Source organism: Falsiruegeria sp. JB4-1 (genome assembly GCF_055693495.1).
The window spans coordinates 1035905-1052108 of sequence record NZ_JBVFTZ010000001.1 but is presented as its reverse complement, the minus strand read 5'-3'; the positions used below and the strand labels follow the sequence as shown (position 1 = coordinate 1052108).

The following is a 16204-nucleotide window of genomic DNA, read 5'->3' as shown; positions in this document are numbered from 1 at the left end:
CCGGCTGACATGGCCGCTACACACAGGGCAGCGTTCATTCAATCACGCCCCTGGGGTGAAACGGAATTTTGCGATCTTCTGTCCAACTCATTTACGTTTGCCAAAGGTGATGCACGTTGTTTTGCTCTGGTTCAGGTGATTGCCGGTGAAGCCGAGTTGCTGACCATCGCAACCCATCCCGAACACCAACGCCAAGGGCTAGCAAAACAGGTCATGGCAGCATGGCACGATATGGCCATCAGCCAAGGCGCCGAGCGTGCCTTTCTTGACGTCGCGGCCGATAACGCTCCGGCCATTGCGCTGTACCAAGCCTGCGGATATGCGCCCCACGGCCGCAGATCCGGCTATTACAAGCGTTCCGCCAAGGAGAGTATCGACGCCATCGTGATGCAACGGCCCCTGCCCTGACGGCAATCCCCGCGATTCTTGGACCAATCGGTCAAAAAGCGGTTGATTCTTTGGGCTGGCTCCGTCCTTAATTGCCGTTATTATTGCAGTTCTGCTCGCATGCACGGGCGTCGGCATAAGCTGGACGTTCGAAACAAAAACCAACGGGAGTACAAAATGACCCTCATGAAATCACTGATGGGCGCCGCAGCCTCGCTGGCGCTGACCGCAGGGGCCGCACTGGCCGAGCCCGCGCTGATCTTTGACCTGGGCGGCAAGTTCGACAAATCCTTCAACGAAGCAGCCCACAATGGTGCGGCTCGTTGGGCCGAAGAAACCGGCGGCAAGTACCGTGAGATCGAGCTGCAGTCCGAAGCGCAGCGCGAGCAGGCCCTGCGCCGTTTTGCCGAGGCAGGCTCCAACCCGGTGATCACCATGGGCTTTGCCATGGCCGACCCGCTCAGCGCAGTTGCGGCTGATTACCCCGACACCAAATTCGTTGCCGTTGACGTCACTTGGCTGGATGCTCCAAACGTCCGTCAGATCGGCTTTGCCGAGCATGAGGGTTCGTACCTGGTTGGTATGATGGCCGCAATGGCATCGAAATCCGGCACCGTCGGCTTTATCGGCGGCATGGACATCCCGCTGATCCGTCACTTTGGCTGCGGCTATGCCCAAGGCGCCAAGGCCGTGAACCCTGACGTAAACATCGTTGCCAACATGACCGGCACCACCCCGTCGGCGTGGAACGACCCGGTGAAGGGTTCGGAGCTGACCAAAGCGCAAATCGCACAAGGTGCTGACGTGATCTATGCTGCTGCTGGCGGCACCGGCGTTGGTGTTCTGCAGACCGCAGCCGACGAAGGCATCCTGTCGATCGGCGTGGACAGCAACCAGAACCACCTGCACCCGGGCAAGGTCCTGACTTCGATGCTGAAGCGCGTGGACGTGGCCGTTTATGACGCGATGAAAGCAGGCGCAGACGTTGAAACCGGTGTCTTCACCATGGGCCTGGCCGAAGAAGGTGTGGGCGTTGCCATGGACGACAACAACGCCTCGCTGGTCAGCGATGACATGAAAGGCGCGGTTGAAACAGCGCGTCAGGACATCATCGACGGCAAGACCACCGTTGTCAGCTATTACGAAAACGACAGCTGCCCGGCTGTAAGCTTCTAATCGCTTATCCGCGTGGGCCGGTGTGACCGCACCGGCCCACCTTTCACCTCCCCGCGCAACTTTGGCGGCACATCGCCAAACCATGCGCCCCTCTTCGGCCATCGAGGTTAAATCATGACCGTCCCAGCCATCGAGCTTAAAGGGATTTCCAAATCCTTTGGCCCCGTCCAGGCAAACAAGGACATCTCTATCAGCGTCGCCCCCGGTACGATCCATGGGATCATCGGTGAAAACGGTGCAGGCAAATCCACGTTGATGAGCATTCTCTACGGATTTTACAAAGCCGACAAAGGCGAGATCTGGATCAACGGTGCAAAGACCGAGATCCCGGACAGCCAAGCCGCCATCGCAGCAGGCATCGGCATGGTGTTTCAGCACTTTAAGCTGGTCGAGAACTTTACCGTTCTGGAAAACATCATCCTCGGCGCTGAAGACGGCGGGCTCCTCAAGCCTTCGCTTGCCAAGGCGCGGAAAACGCTCAAGGAATTGGCAACTGAATACGAGCTGAACGTCGACCCTGATGCCGTGATCGAAGAGATCGGCGTGGGCATGCAGCAGCGGGTCGAGATTCTGAAGGCGCTTTATCGTCAGGCCGATATTCTAATTCTGGACGAGCCCACGGGCGTGTTGACCCCGGCCGAGGCTGATCAGCTGTTTCGCATCCTTCACCGCCTCAAAGATGAGGGCAAAACAATCATTCTGATCACGCACAAGCTGCGCGAGATCATGGAGGCCACTGACACCGTCAGCGTCATGCGGCGTGGGCAGATGACAGCGACGGTCAAGACAACCGAGACCAATCCGCAGCATCTGGCCGAGCTGATGGTGGGCCGTAAGGTTCTACTTCAAGTGGACAAGGTGCCCGCCAAGGTTGGCGCTCCGGTTCTCGAGGTCGAGAATCTGCATGTCACCGATGAAAAAGGCGTTGAGCGGGTCAAGGGCATTAACCTTCAGGTCCGCGCGGGCGAGATTCTGGGCATCGCAGGTGTGGCTGGAAACGGACAGTCCGAACTGCTCGAAGTTCTGGGCGGCATGCGCCCCGGCACCGGCAGCATTCGTCTGAACGGATCGCCCCCGGCGTTGAGCGGTGCTGGATCGGACGCGCGTGCGCGCCGCGACCAACATATCGCACATGTGCCCGAGGACCGGCAGCGCGAAGGCCTGATCATGGATTTCCACGCTTGGGAAAATGTAGCCTTTGGCTATCACCATGATCCCGCCTACCAAAGCGGCATCTTCATGAACAATGCCGCCCTGCGTGCCGACACCGAGCGCAAGATTGAAAAATTCGATGTGCGCCCAGCCGACGGATGGCTGGCAGCCAAGAACTTCTCGGGCGGCAACCAACAAAAGATCGTCGTCGCGCGCGAAATCGAACGTAACCCTGACCTGCTGCTGGTTGGGCAACCAACCCGGGGCGTCGATATCGGCGCCATCGAATTCATTCACCAACAGATCGTCGCCCTGCGCGATCAAGGCAAGGCGGTGCTGCTGGTGTCGGTGGAGCTGGAAGAGATCTTCTCTCTCCGACCGGATCGCCGTCATGTTTGACGGCCACATCATGGGCGAGCGCCTGCCCCATGAAACGGACGAAAAAGAACTGGGCCTGCTGATGGCAGGCGTCGATGGAAAGGCCGCTTAAGATGGACAAGATGCCCAAATGGGCCGACGTGGTCCTTATCCCCGTCATCAGCCTGATCCTGGCCGCAATCCTGTCGGCCCTCGTCATCGTTGCGATCGGCGAAGACCCTGTTGAGGCGGTAAACCTGATGGTCACCGGCGCGCTCGGGTCGACCTATGGCTGGGGCTATACGCTCTATTATGCCACCAACTTCATGTTCACAGGCTTGGCCGTGGCCGTGGCATTTCATGCCCGTATGTTCAACATCGGGGGCGAGGGTCAGGCAATGCTGGGCGGTCTTGGCGTGGCCATGGTCTGTCTTTACGTGCCGTGGCCACATTGGTCGCTGGCGTTGCTTGCCGCTTGTGCGGGCGCGATGATCTTTGGCGCTGCCTGGGCCGCGGTCCCGGCTTATCTGCAAGCCAAACGCGGCAGTCACATCGTGATCACCACCATCATGTTCAACTTCATCGCGGCTGCGGTGCTGAACTATATGCTGGTCAATGTGATGCGCCCACAGGGGTCGATGGACCCGGCGTCAGCGCGATTCCCCGAAGCGGTTCACCTGCCGACGCTGCACGAATTGCTCGCCCCGATTGGGATCAGCTTTTCCAAAGCTGCCCCTGCGAACGTAACGCTTTTGGTGGCAATCTTAGCCTGCTTCGTGGTGTGGGCACTGATTTGGCGCACTAGGCTGGGCTATGAAATCCGAGCCTATGGTCATTCGGAAACCGGCGCGCTTTACGCAGGCATCTCGCCGGTCAAAATCACCATGATCGCCATGCTGATTTCGGGTGCGTTGGCGGGTTTGATGGCCACCAACAACGTCATGGGCGAAGCGGAACGGCTGGTTCTGAACTCGACTGAAGGCGCCGGGTTTATCGGCATCGCCGTAGCCCTGATGGGGCGCAGCCATCCATTTGGCGTGTTCCTTGCCGCGATCCTGTTTGGCTTCCTCTATCAAGGGGGTGCAGAGTTGGCCTTGTGGACCTCGATCCCGCGCGAGCTGATCGTGGTGATTCAAGCTCTTGTGATCCTGTTTACCGGTGCGCTCGACAATATGGTGCGCATGCCGCTTGAGAAGATGTTCCTGGCCCTGCGGAAAGGCAAAGCGTGATGGATTTCCTGACGATCATCCAAGTCCTCGATTCGACGGTTCGCCTAGCCACGCCTTTGCTGCTGGCCTGTTTGGCGGGGCTGTATTCAGAACGCGCGGGCATCTTTGACATCGGGCTTGAGGGCAAGATGCTCATGGCGGCCTTCTTTTCAGCTGCCGTCGCTGCGGTGACCGGTTCTGTCTGGCTGGGTCTTTTGGCTAGGCATCGCTGCTTCACTGGTGCTGAGCGGTCTGCACGGCCTAGCCTCGATCACCTTCCGTGGCAATCAGCTGATTTCCGGTGTTGCGATCAACTTCCTTGCGGCGGGCATGACGGTGCTGATCGCGCAGGACTGGTTCAAACAGGGCGGTCGCACGCCGTCGCTCTTTGCTGGAGGCCGATTCGAGCCGATCAACTTCCCCTTTGCCGAAGCGCTCAGCGGTGTGCCGATTCTCGGCCCCATTTACTCCGAGCTGCTTTCAGGCCATTCCATCCTTGTTTACCTGGCATTCCTGGCCGTTCCCGGCACTTGGTGGGTCCTGTATCGCACCCGCTTTGGCCTGCGCCTGCGGGCCGTGGGTGAAAACCCTGCTGCTGTGGACACAGCCGGTGTGTCGGTCGTAGGACTGCGCTATGCAGCCGTGGCGATCTGTGGCGTGCTTTGCGGCATCGCTGGCGCCTATCTTGCAACCGCTCTGCAGGCCGGATTCGTCAAGGACATGACTGCAGGCCGTGGCTTTATCGCATTGGCGGCGCTGATCTTTGCCAAATGGCGCCCATGGCAGGCGATGTGGGCCTGTCTGCTGTTTGGCCTGCTGCAGGCCATAGCGCTGAGGTTCCAGAATATCGACCTCGGAGGCGTGGTGATTCCCGTACAGGTGATGGATGCCCTGCCCTATATCTTGACCGTGGTGATCCTGGCAGGGTTTGTCGGCAAAGCAATTCCACCGCGAGCAGGCGGCGAACCCTATGTAAAGGAACGCTGATAAGTCCAGTTGGCTGCGGCAAATCAGTCCTGATTTCTGCAAAGCAGCATGGGTGGTTGATTTCGCCCCGCGCCGCAGTCTAACAGTGTTCATGCAGATTTACCTTCCCATAGCCGAAGTGTCCGTCAACGCGTTCCTCTTGTTGGGACTTGGCGGCATGGTCGGAATCCTGTCGGGCATGTTTGGTGTCGGCGGCGGATTCCTGATGACGCCACTGTTGTTCTTTATCGGTATTCCGCCTGCTGTTGCGGTTGCCACCGAGGCCAACCAGATCGTTGCCTCGTCTTTTTCGGGCGTTCTGGCACATTTCCGACGAAAGACCGTGGACCTTAAGATGGGAACGGTGCTTTTGGTCGGGGGTCTTACAGGGGCTGCCCTTGGTGTTGTGGTCTTCAACTATCTCAAGAGCCTCGGCCAGGTCGATCTGCTGGTCAAACTTTGCTACGTCGTCTTCCTTGGCATCATCGGCAGCCTGATGTTTGTCGAAAGCTTGAACGCGATTCTGAAAGGCACGTGGTGCTGCCGGAGGTGCTCCTGCGAAGCGCCGTCAGCGCACATGGGTTCACGCGCTCCCGATGAAGATGCGGTTCCGTACTTCGGGCCTCTATATCTCAGTCATTCCACCACTGATCGTCGGCGTCTTCGTCGGTATCCTGTCAGCCATCATGGGTGTTGGCGGCGGGTTCATCATGGTGCCTGCGATGATCTATCTGCTTGGCATGCCCACCAAAGTCGTTGTCGGAACCTCGCTGTTCCAGATCATCTTTGTGACTGGCTTTACCACCATGCTGCACGCCACCACGAACTATACTGTGGACGTGGTGCTTGCGGTTCTGTTGCTGGTTGGCGGCGTGATCGGTGCCCAGATTGGCACCCGGATCGGCGTCAAGATGAAGGCCGAACAGCTGCGCGTTCTGCTGGCCCTGATGGTGCTGGTGGTTTGCGGCAAGCTTGCCCTTGATCTGCTCCTGCAACCCACCGAGCTTTTTCGCTCGGCGCAGCCGGAGGTCATTAAGCCATGTTCCGCATCTTTCTGACCCTGCTGTTCCTGCTGCCCACCTTTGCCACCGCCGAAGAGGTCGTGCTGGGTCTGAGCAAGGACAACGTTGCCATCACCACCAGCTTTGACGGCTCGGAAATCCTGATCTTTGGTGCTGTCAAACGTGAGGCACCCATCGATCAATCTTCGCCGCTTGAAGTGGTCATCACCGTGGCCGGACCGTCCGAGCCTGTCGTCGTGCGCCGCAAGGAAAACGTATTCGGGATCTGGGTGAACACCGATGCCGTCGAGGTTGACGCCGCCCCCAGCTTCTACGCCGTTGCCACCACCGGCCCGATTGATCAGGTCCTCAGCAACACCGAGGACCTGCGCGAAAAGATCACCATCGACAACGCCATCCGCTCGGTCGGCGCACCCGCGAACATTACGGACGCTGAAAGCTTCACTGACGCTGTTATTCGCATCAAGCAAAGCCAAGGTCTGTATCAGACACTTGAAGGTCAGGTTGCTCTGGATCAGCAGACGCTGTTCCGCACATCCATCGATATGCCTGCAGATCTAACCGAAGGCGATTATGCAACGCGTATTTTCCTGACACGCGACGGGCAGATTGTTGGCGACTATGAGACCTCGATTGCGGTTCAGAAAGTTGGCCTGGAGCGGTTCCTGTTCAACATGTCTCGTGAACAGCCCGTCTGGTATGGCCTGATGTCCTTGGCCATTGCCATCGCCGCAGGCTGGGGCGCATCGGCTGTGTTCCGGATCTTCCGCGCCGGGTAAATTTGACGCGGCTGATGCTCTCAGCCGCGCCCAATGTACGGCATGGTGGTGGCCATCACTGTCATGAACTGCACATTCGCCTCAAGCGGCAGCTCGGCCATGTGCAGGACCGATTTTGCAGCATCTTCAACTGCCATGGATGGGTCCGGTTTACGACCAGCGGCGACGGCCGCATCGTTCAAGCCCTGAACCATCGGTGTCCGCGCATTGCCGATGTCGATCTGACCGCAGGCGATTCCTAAATCTCGCCCATCCAGCGATAGGCTGCGGGTCAGCCCCGTGATCGCGTGCTTCGTTGCGGTATAGTGCACCGAGTTTGGCCGCGGAACATGGGCCGCAATCGAACCGTTGTTGATGATCCGGCCACCCCGGGGCGTCTGATTGCGCATCGCTGCAAACGCGGCGCGCGCTGCCAGGAACATCCCGTTCAGGTTCACGTTAACGGTCTGATACCAATCATCCAGAGCAATTTCGTCAATCGTTCCGCCGGGCGCAAAGATACCCGCATTGTTGAACAGCACATCCAACCGGCCCGCCTGCCGCATAAAGCGGTCAAACGCCTGTTGCACGGCCGTGGGGTCGGTGACGTCGGCGATCAATGTGATCGCCTGCGGATTGCGTCCGGCAACTTCGGCCAGCGCGTCGCCCCGACGGGCCAATAGTCCTACGGTCCATCCCTTGGCCAGGAAAAGCTCTGCAGTCGCCCGGCCAATGCCCGAGCTTGCTCCGGTGACGATGATCGAACTCATGTTGTCTCAGCCTCCAATGTCAGTGTCGCAGCCGGTTTTGCGCGCAGATCATCAACCCGCAGTGGATAGGTGGGTTTGGACAGGCGATTGCGCACGACCCAGATCAACCGTTCCTGCGCCCGTGTGATCGCCACATAGGCCAAACGCTTCCACAGAGGCTGACCAGCCTCCACCCGCCCCATGCGGGCTGCTACATAGATGTCAGGGGCAAAGACCTGAACCGTGTCCCATTGAGAACCCTGCGCTTTGTGGATCGTCACTGCTGCACCATGCAGAAACGTGGCTCCCATCCGCGCGGCAAAGGGAATGAACGGCTCTTCCTCGTCCGGTTTTTCGATCTTGACGATGGACGCTGCGCTGACCTGCGGATCTTCGGCGCCCATCACGTGCAGACGCGAGAACCCCGCCTTGCGTCCGGGCTCCAGATAGATCACCTGCGCGCCCTTGATCAAGCCGCGCGCCTCAAGATCCAGACGTTTTTTGCGATGCTTCAGCGGCAGCTCCAGCCCGTCGCAGATCAGTGGTTCCCCTTCCAACAGTTCTTCTTCGGGCGCTCCATGAACCGTGCGAAACGCATTGATCAGACGTATTCGGGTGGCATTGCGCCAGACCAGAACCGGACTACGCGCCATCAGGTCAACTTCGACCCGTTGGCCCCAAACAACTCTTTCATCTCTTTTGGAAGTGTCTTCGATCATTCGCTCGAAATCATGAAATTCCAGCTGCGGGTCGGCCAGAGCATGAGCTAGATCAAGGATCGGGTTGTCCGCCTCCTGCCGGTGAATGCGTTGCAATTCGAGCTTTCGCGGTTCCGGCAAACCGTCAAAGACCATCGCCCCGGATTGATTGACTGGCGCCAATTGGGCCGGGTCGCCAAACAGCAGAAGGGTTGGAAAAATCTCCTTTAGGTCCTCAAATTGCCGGTCGTCCAGCATCGAGGCCTCGTCCACAAACCCAATGTCCAACGGCTCGTCCCGCCGTTTCCATCCAGTGATGAAATCTGACCCGCGCAGCCCTGCGGCAGCGAGGGCACCGGGGATCGACTTGTTCTTTTCGTAAAATGCAGCCGCTCGGGCCAAAGCCTCCTCGGTCAACCCCTCGACCTCGGGCTTTTCGCCGTTTCCGGCCAGCCATTCTGCAATACGCTCGTACTCCGGATCATAAACCGGCGTGTAGAGTATCCTGTGGATTGTGGTCGCCGGGACACCACGCAACCGTAAAACGCTCGCGGCTTTGTTTGTTGGAGCAAGGATCGCAAGCGTTCTGCGATCACGGTTCTTGCGGCTTTCAAAGTCTCCAGAAACGATTTGAACCCCTGCCTGTTCCAAAGCTTTGAACAGCTCTGCCAAAAGCAGGGTTTTTCCCGAACCTGCCTTGCCAACGACGGCCATGACGCCGGTGTCGCCACCCGCAGGAGGTTTCAATAGCGCTTCGTCTTCGAGGTCGATACCTGAACTTCGCAACAGATCGGCCACCGCATCAAATGCGGTTGCCTGGTCTTCCGAAAAAACGACAGGAGATTGGGTCATGTCGTGACCCTATAGGCAGCTATCCTCTATCACCAGATACCCTGCCGTTGTTTTCCACAGATTATCCTGTCTTTGCAAATCGTGACGTGTGTACGTGCCCAAAAGCACTGTTAAACCATAACTTTGAAAGTGCTGGTGAAATGCCCGCCCGCTTCGCGACCCGTTCTCGCGCCTCAGATGCGAACTCCCACAGGCCAACCGATATCCGCTCCCTGCCTGTCCCTTCGGAGCCAAGTACTTCGGGCGATGAACCAATGGCTTTGTAGATCCGCACCATGCGGGCATCAAAAACGCCTGCGAAGTGGCGAATACCAAAGCCTGTCATGATTTCACCTCCACCCAGCATAAGGGCCGCGGCCACATTTGGACTGGCCGTTCGCGCCAGGCAAAAACGGGTACATTCCCAAATCAGAGGGCTGCATATCGGTGCCCCACCCGTCAGATGTCCAAAAACCTCGTTGACCATGACTGGCCCGGTTGTTGGAAGGAAGCGCATTGATCCGCCATGACGCCCATCTGCTTCCTCCCAAATGACATAAAGAGGGTTCAGGTCATCGTATTGATCGCGCTCATAGCCCTCGCCATCAACCGACACATCCCAACCAAGTCGGGTTTTGAACTGATCCGCGCGATCGCGGAACATGGAATCGGTCAATTTGGGAAATCGGTCCAATTCATCTGCATAAACGTAGCGCAACATTTGCGGGTCCCCTTTCTGTCCGTCGATGGAACAAAGGGAGTACAGAGCAATGGTTAACATCTGGTCAGGATGGCGAACGATGCTCTAAACCACGATTAAGCCTCGGCTCATTGCTGTTGCTATCGCATGGGTTGTGTTCAGCGCACCTAATTTGAACCGGGCACTTTCAATGTACACTCGTAAGGTGTGTTCGGATATCGACAGAGAATGGGCTACTTGGGCCCTGTTGTATCCCATGGCCAACAAGGTCATGGCGTCCACTTCGCGCGGCGAGAGTGAACGCGCTTGCTCCGGCTGCCTGCCGGTCTCAAAGTCCAGTGCTTTACGATTAAAGTAGTGTGCGACTAGCAAAAGGTCTCGGCCATAGGTTTGTATAAACGCTGCCCATTCGTCGTCGTCGCAACTGTGATTTGCAGTGAACAGGGCAAATTGCCCTTTGGGTCCTCGAATTGGAATCGAATACCCTTGGTTTCCGACATTATGCTTCAGCGCATCATCCAACATTGCCTTTGCTGCTTTGCCAGACCAATCCATCCGCTTCCAGTCAACCGGATGGAAACGTTGGAAACACCCTATGATTACAGGGTCGATACGGTGATAATTCTGCTGAATATAGCGTTGAACCCATTCATCGGAATAGGTCCCACAACCGTATTGCTCCCCGGCGCTGTCGACCCAATGGTAAACAACATGGCGGACAGCCAAAACATCCCTCAATGCTTCGGAAACGACTTGTAGATCTTCAAGCCCGCTGGAAGCGTCCAATGCCTCCAATATCTGATCCAAACTGACCGTTTTCCCCATTCGCGCGCGTACGAGCCTCTTCTTTCTGGGACGCTATTTCAACAGCAGCAATCAGCGTGGTGTCATCCAGCTGATCCGCAAGCTTTCCCAGCCCGTTCGCGGAAGCGAAGTTCTTGAGATCCGCCAGAACGTCCAAAATCCAGTCATTGTGCGCCATCAGAGTCTCTCCGAAACAGTTAACGATAGGTTAACACAACTATAGCATGTGCGATTTGTGTTAGGAAATTCACTTCTTTCTACTCCCCATAAACAGCGAGGTCGAGATTCTTAACCTACTGAAACGGTGAATGTCGCCTTCCAACACAAAGAAACCCGCGAACCACAGTGGTGATTCGCGGGCCAGTTTGTCAGCTAGATTCTGCAGTTAGGGTTAACTGCCTGCTTCCAGAACCTCTTCCAATGTGCGCAAGCCAGTCTTGGGCGACTGAACCAGTACGGACATGTTGCCCGGCAGGTGCTCGTTGCGACGCATCTTCATGTGTGCTTCAGGCAGTTCGTCCCAAGTAAAGACTTCGGACATGCACGGATCAAGGCGTCGCTCGACCATCAGCTGGTTTGCCGCGGATGCCTGCTTGAGGTGCGCAAAGTGCGAGCCCTGCAGACGCTTCTGGTGCATCCACATGTAGCGCACGTCCAAGGTCAGATTGTAGCCGGTGGTCCCGGCGCAGATCACAACCATACCGCCTTTTTTCACAACAAAGGTTGAAACCGGGAATGTGCTTTCGCCGGGGTGTTCAAACACCATGTCGACGTTCACGCCTTTGCCGGTGATGTCCCAGATCGCTTTGCCGAACTTGCGGGCCTCTTTGAACCACTCGGCATACTCCGGAGTGTTCACTGTGGGCAGTTGGCCCCAGCAGTTAAAATCTTTGCGGTTCAGAACGCCCTTGGCACCCAGCCCCATGACAAAATCACGTTTGCTTTCGTCCGAGATCACACCGATGGCGTTGGCACCTGCGGTGTTGATCAACTGGATCGCATAAGAACCCAGACCGCCCGAAGCACCCCAAACCAGAACGTTCTGGCCTGGTTTCAGATCGTGCGGCTCGTGACCGAACAGCATGCGGTATGCAGTTGCCAGGGTCAGGGTGTAGCAAGCGGCCTCTTCCCAGGTCAGATGCTTGGGGCGCGGCATCAGCTGCTGAGCCTGAACGTTGGTGAACTGAGCGAACGAACCATCGGGGGTTTCGTAGCCCCAGATACGCTGGCTGTCTGAGAACATCGGGTCGCCACCGTTACAATGCTCGTCGTCGCCGTCATCCTGATTGCAGTGGATGACAACTTCGTCACCAACTTTCCAGCGGGTCACTTTCGAACCCACGGCCCAGACGATACCTGCAGCGTCGGAACCAGCAATGTGGTAGGGCTGCTTGTGGACGTTGAACATGCTGATCGGAATACCAAGCGACGCCCAGACCCCGTTGTAGTTCACGCCAGCTGCCATCACCAGGACCAACACTTCGTGACTGTCGAGCACAGGCACATCGACGACTTCAACCTGCATCGCCTTGTTGGGCTCGCCTTCGCGTTCCTGACGGATCGCCCACGCGTACATTTTCTTGGGCACATAGCCCATAGGGGGATTTCACCCACTTCGTAGAGGTCTTTTTCAGGCGCCTCGTACGACGCGATACCGCCGTTAGTGTCCAAAGCCATATCGGCCTCCTTTTTCTAAATCTCGCCGCAACGCAGAATCGCGGGCTTGAAAATGAAATACAAATGGCCGCGCAACATTGCAACACCATTTAGACGCTTTTTGTAATTTTATGACCCTGCGATCGCAGCATGATCCTTTGCATCCGCAGCATCATTTAGGCCATCAGGCTGCAACAAGTGATCGACAGACGCCGCATAATACCTCAGCAGGTCCGGCCTTTCAGAACCGACGAGATAGACATCGTTCTGCTTGACAAGAATTCGCCGATCCGTGAGCTGTGCCAATCCTTCGTCAATCAGGGCTGCGACCTCGGTCGGGGAGAGATCAGAATTTAGCTCGATCAAAGCCCGCTCAATATCCTCGCGTTTCATTGGGCCATTTCTGTTGATCTGCCAAGACACAAATGGGATCGGCAGAACCGGCACTGCGCTTCCAATGCGAGACATCAATTCGCGCGCCAGGGGGATAGTCAGATCCTCGTCCGTGCTGTTTTGAAAATTGAGCAGTGACAATGGTTCGCCATATCGTACGGCCGCATATCCGAACCGTTTGTATCGCCCGGTAATCCGACGCCAGATCTGTTTCAGTACCCACCCCATGATAACGCCGATCCGTGCGCGAAATCGCCGCTCGGCTCGGTTCGCCGCCGTGGTCAAAATCGTATCTTCAAGCACACGGTCATAGTTCAGGGCAACAGGAACAAAAACGACATCGCGTTTTTGCGGGTCGCTTCCATCTATGATGTATTTCAACAGCCCCAGCTTGGGGCGCCCCAGCGTGCCGTTTAGGCTCAACCCACCTTCCGGAAACATGGCCTGGGTCACCCCAGCCTCGGTCGCGTGGCGTACGTAGCAGGCCAAGACCTGCCGATAAAGGTCGCTGCCTGATTTGCGGCGAATGAAATAGGCTCCCATGGCTCGGATCAAACGACTGAGCGGCCAGACCCGCGCCCATTCACCCACAGCATAGGACAAGGCGGACCGTTGCGCCGCCAGATACGTGATCAGCACATAGTCCATGTTGCTGCGGTGGTTCATAACAAAGACGACAGTGGCATTCGGGTCGATGCCTTTGATGGCTGCTTCGTTTTGGTAGTCCAGACGCACATTATAGAATGCATTGCTCAGAAACCGCGCCAACCTGATCGCAAAGCTGAAATATGTAAAAGCCGAGAAAGACGGCACGATCTCACGCGCGTACCCGCGGGCCTTTTCGAATGCCACCGCCTCGGGGATGCCCTCTGCGTCTGCATGATCGCGTACGGCCTGCCCCACCTGAGGATCATGAATCAACCGCTGGATCATGTCGTGTCGACGAGCCAATTTGAACGGCTGGATCGGACGCTCAAGGCGTTTGTTCAAACGAGCAACAGCGCGCTCGAGTCGATGACGAAAAAACCAGCGGACAGATGGGAATAGAAAATGCGAGGCAAAGGTGACCGCAGCGAACAGCACGATCAGGACAAAAAGCCAAAGCGGGAGTTCTACGGTCTGCGTCATTTGCGCAACCTGCCACTAATTTGCTCATGCCACAATCCACTCGCGTTACAACACCTCGCCGCAACGCAGCGAATTGACATGTGCTGAAAATTACGATTTAGAACTCATCAACGAAATATTATTGCCCACCCGACTCGAGAGGCCCACCATGACGCAGACGCAGAAAGATCGCCCCTGGCTTATCCGTACGTATGCCGGTCACTCCACCGCAACAGCATCGAATGCGCTTTATCGCAGCAACCTGGCCAAGGGTCAGACCGGCCTTTCGGTTGCCTTCGATCTGCCGACTCAAACCGGTTACGATAGCGACCATGTGTTGGCGCGTGGTGAGGTCGGCAAGGTCGGTGTACCGGTCTCGCACCTGGGCGACATGCGTGCCTTGTTCGACCAGATCCCGCTGGAGCAGATGAACACCTCGATGACAATCAACGCCACTGCGCCGTGGCTGTTGTCGCTCTATATTGCTGTGGCCGAGGAGCAAGGCGCGGATATCTCGAAGTTGCAGGGCACCGTTCAAAACGACCTGATCAAAGAGTATCTGTCGCGTGGCACCTATGTGTGCCCGCCAAAGCCGTCGCTCAAGATGATCGCGGATGTGGCTGAATATTGCTACACCAACGTGCCGAAATGGAACCCGATGAACGTGTGTTCCTATCACCTCCAAGAAGCAGGCGCGACGCCTGAGCAGGAACTGGCCTTTGCTCTGGCCACCGCAATCGCCGTGTTGGATGAACTGCGCCCACGCGTTCCGGCCGAGGACTTCCCGGCGCTTTGCGGCCGTATCTCGTTCTTTGTGAACGCGGGCATCCGCTTTGTCACCGAGATGTGCAAAATGCGCGCATTCGTGGATCTGTGGGATGAGATTTTGGTTGAACGGTACGGAGTGACCGACCCGAAGTCGCGCCGGTTCCGCTATGGCGTACAAGTAAATTCGCTTGGCCTGACCGAACAGCAGCCGGAAAACAATGTTTACCGCATTCTGATCGAAATGCTGGCCGTGACCCTGTCGAAAAAAGCCCGTGCTCGTGCTGTGCAGCTGCCAGCATGGAACGAAGCGCTTGGCCTGCCCCGCCCGTGGGACCAGCAGTGGTCTATGCGGATGCAGCAGATCCTGGCCTATGAAACCGACTTGCTGGAGTTTGACGATCTGTTCGATGGCAACCCAGCAGTCGACGCCAAGGTCGAAGAACTGAAAGACGGGGCACGTGCCGAGCTGGCAAACCTGGATTCTGATGGGGGCTGTTGCCTCGATTGAATACATGAAGTCGCGCCTGGTGGATTCCAACGCCGAACGCCTGAACCGGATTGAGCGCAACGAGACCGTCGTTGTTGGCGTGAACAAATGGACGCAGGGCGAACCCTCGCCGTTGCAGACCGAAGACGGCGGCATCATGGTTGTCGATCCGGCAGTTGAGCAAGAACAGATCGGTCGACTGGAAGAATGGCGCAGCCAGCGCGATGACGTTGCTGTTACTGCCGCTCTAACCGCCCTGCGCGAAGCTGCCCGTTCTGGCACAAACGTCATGGAACCATCAATTGCTGCAGCCAAGGCCGGTGTCACCACTGGAGAATGGGCTGAAGAGATGCGCAAAGCTTATGGCACTTACCGTGGCCCGACGGGTGTTTCAGGCTCGGTATCGAACAAAACCGAAGGGCTCGACGACATCCGGTCGCGCGTGGATGCGGTCAGCGACCAATTGGGGCGGCGCCTTAAGTTTCTTGTCGGCAAACCCGGCCTGGACGGGCATTCCAATGGCGCCGAACAGATCGCGTTCCGCGCGCGTGATTGCGGCATGGACATCTCGTACGAGGGCATCCGCCTGACGCCCGAAGAAATCGTCACCGCAGCAATTGACGACGAAGCTCACGTAATAGGTTTATCAATCTTGTCCGGTAGTCATCTGCCATTGGTCGAAGACGTATTGCACCGCATGAAAGCTGCTGGTCTCAATGACGTGCCACTTATTGTAGGTGGAATTATTCCAGATGAAGACGCCGATAGATTGAGATCAATGGGGGTATCGAAAGTCTATACTCCAAAGGATTTTGAACTCAATACGATCATGTCAGACATTGTAACACTTGCAGATCCCAAAGAAATCGCAGCTGAATAATCCAAAACCCGCCTAATTTGTAATTTGTCGCTGAAATGCGTCTAGAAAATCATTATGGTGGCGCTCTGTGCGCCATCTTTTGGCGTTCTATAAAATAGGAGTTGG

General features: G+C 56.9%; 10 protein-coding genes and 5 pseudogenes. 8 read left to right on the top strand and 7 right to left on the bottom strand.

The annotated features are described in order from the left end of the window. Window positions 1–9: 9 nt before the first annotated feature. From ACZ1HE_RS05390 to ACZ1HE_RS05360, 7 genes and pseudogenes are all read left to right on the top strand, one after another. The gene (locus ACZ1HE_RS05390) at window positions 10–408 is read left to right on the top strand and encodes a GNAT family N-acetyltransferase (RefSeq protein WP_472619867.1); all 399 of its coding nucleotides are present in this window, start codon (window positions 10–12) and stop codon (window positions 406–408) included. Between the two features lie 156 nt (window positions 409–564). Beyond that, window positions 565–1563 (top strand): BMP family lipoprotein, encoded by a 999-nt coding sequence (locus tag ACZ1HE_RS05385; protein WP_472619866.1) that lies wholly within the window; start codon window positions 565–567, stop codon window positions 1561–1563. 114 nt (window positions 1564–1677) lie between these two features. Continuing rightward, window positions 1678–3205 (top strand): annotated as a pseudogene (locus ACZ1HE_RS05380) (ABC transporter ATP-binding protein). Window position 3206: 1 nt separating this feature from the next. Then, window positions 3207–4301, top strand: a complete 1095-nt coding sequence (locus ACZ1HE_RS05375) for an ABC transporter permease (protein WP_472619865.1) — start codon at window positions 3207–3209, stop codon at window positions 4299–4301. Continuing rightward, window positions 4301–5267: pseudogene (locus ACZ1HE_RS05370) on the top strand (ABC transporter permease). The gene ACZ1HE_RS05375 and the pseudogene ACZ1HE_RS05370 overlap by 1 nt, the downstream one beginning before the upstream one ends. Window positions 5268–5358: 91 nt before the next feature. Continuing rightward, window positions 5359–6282, top strand: a pseudogene (locus tag ACZ1HE_RS05365) (sulfite exporter TauE/SafE family protein). 3 nt (window positions 6283–6285) lie between these two features. Beyond that, the gene (locus ACZ1HE_RS05360) at window positions 6286–7047 is read left to right on the top strand and encodes a TIGR02186 family protein (protein ID WP_472619864.1); all 762 of its coding nucleotides are present in this window, start codon (window positions 6286–6288) and stop codon (window positions 7045–7047) included. Between the two features lie 20 nt (window positions 7048–7067). Here ACZ1HE_RS05360 and ACZ1HE_RS05355 read toward each other — a convergent pair whose 3' ends face one another. The 7 genes and pseudogenes from ACZ1HE_RS05355 to ACZ1HE_RS05325 all read right to left on the bottom strand — a co-directional run bounded on the left by ACZ1HE_RS05355 (window position 7068) and on the right by ACZ1HE_RS05325 (window position 13985). Next, on the bottom strand, window positions 7068–7796 hold the full coding sequence (locus ACZ1HE_RS05355; RefSeq protein WP_472619863.1) for an SDR family oxidoreductase: 729 nt from the start codon (window positions 7794–7796) through the stop codon (window positions 7068–7070). Beyond that, a complete protein-coding gene (locus tag ACZ1HE_RS05350; protein ID WP_472619862.1) occupies window positions 7793–9325 on the bottom strand; it encodes an ATP-dependent DNA helicase in 1533 nt (510 codons plus the stop codon). Before ACZ1HE_RS05350 ends, ACZ1HE_RS05355 begins: the two co-directional genes overlap by 4 nt. Before the next feature lie 61 nt (window positions 9326–9386). Beyond that, on the bottom strand, window positions 9387–10025 hold the full coding sequence (locus ACZ1HE_RS05345; RefSeq protein ID WP_472619861.1) for an acyl-homoserine-lactone synthase: 639 nt from the start codon (window positions 10023–10025) through the stop codon (window positions 9387–9389). A gap of 84 nt (window positions 10026–10109) precedes the next feature. Further along, entirely contained in the window at window positions 10110–10829 is a 720-nt protein-coding gene (locus ACZ1HE_RS05340) for a helix-turn-helix transcriptional regulator (protein ID WP_472619860.1), read from the bottom strand. After that, window positions 10768–10986 (bottom strand): hypothetical protein, encoded by a 219-nt coding sequence (locus ACZ1HE_RS05335; RefSeq protein WP_472619859.1) that lies wholly within the window; start codon window positions 10984–10986, stop codon window positions 10768–10770. Before ACZ1HE_RS05335 ends, ACZ1HE_RS05340 begins: the two co-directional genes overlap by 62 nt. A gap of 213 nt (window positions 10987–11199) precedes the next feature. Next, window positions 11200–12485: pseudogene (gene ccrA, locus ACZ1HE_RS05330) on the bottom strand (crotonyl-CoA carboxylase/reductase). Window positions 12486–12593: 108 nt separating this feature from the next. Further along, window positions 12594–13985, bottom strand: a complete 1392-nt coding sequence (locus tag ACZ1HE_RS05325; protein WP_472619858.1) for a 1-acyl-sn-glycerol-3-phosphate acyltransferase — start codon at window positions 13983–13985, stop codon at window positions 12594–12596. A 148-nt stretch (window positions 13986–14133) separates the two neighbouring features. On the opposite strand from ACZ1HE_RS05325, the pseudogene ACZ1HE_RS05320 reads away from it, so the two are divergent. Further along, window positions 14134–16099 (top strand): annotated as a pseudogene (locus ACZ1HE_RS05320) (methylmalonyl-CoA mutase family protein). Window positions 16100–16204: the final 105 nt, after the last annotated feature.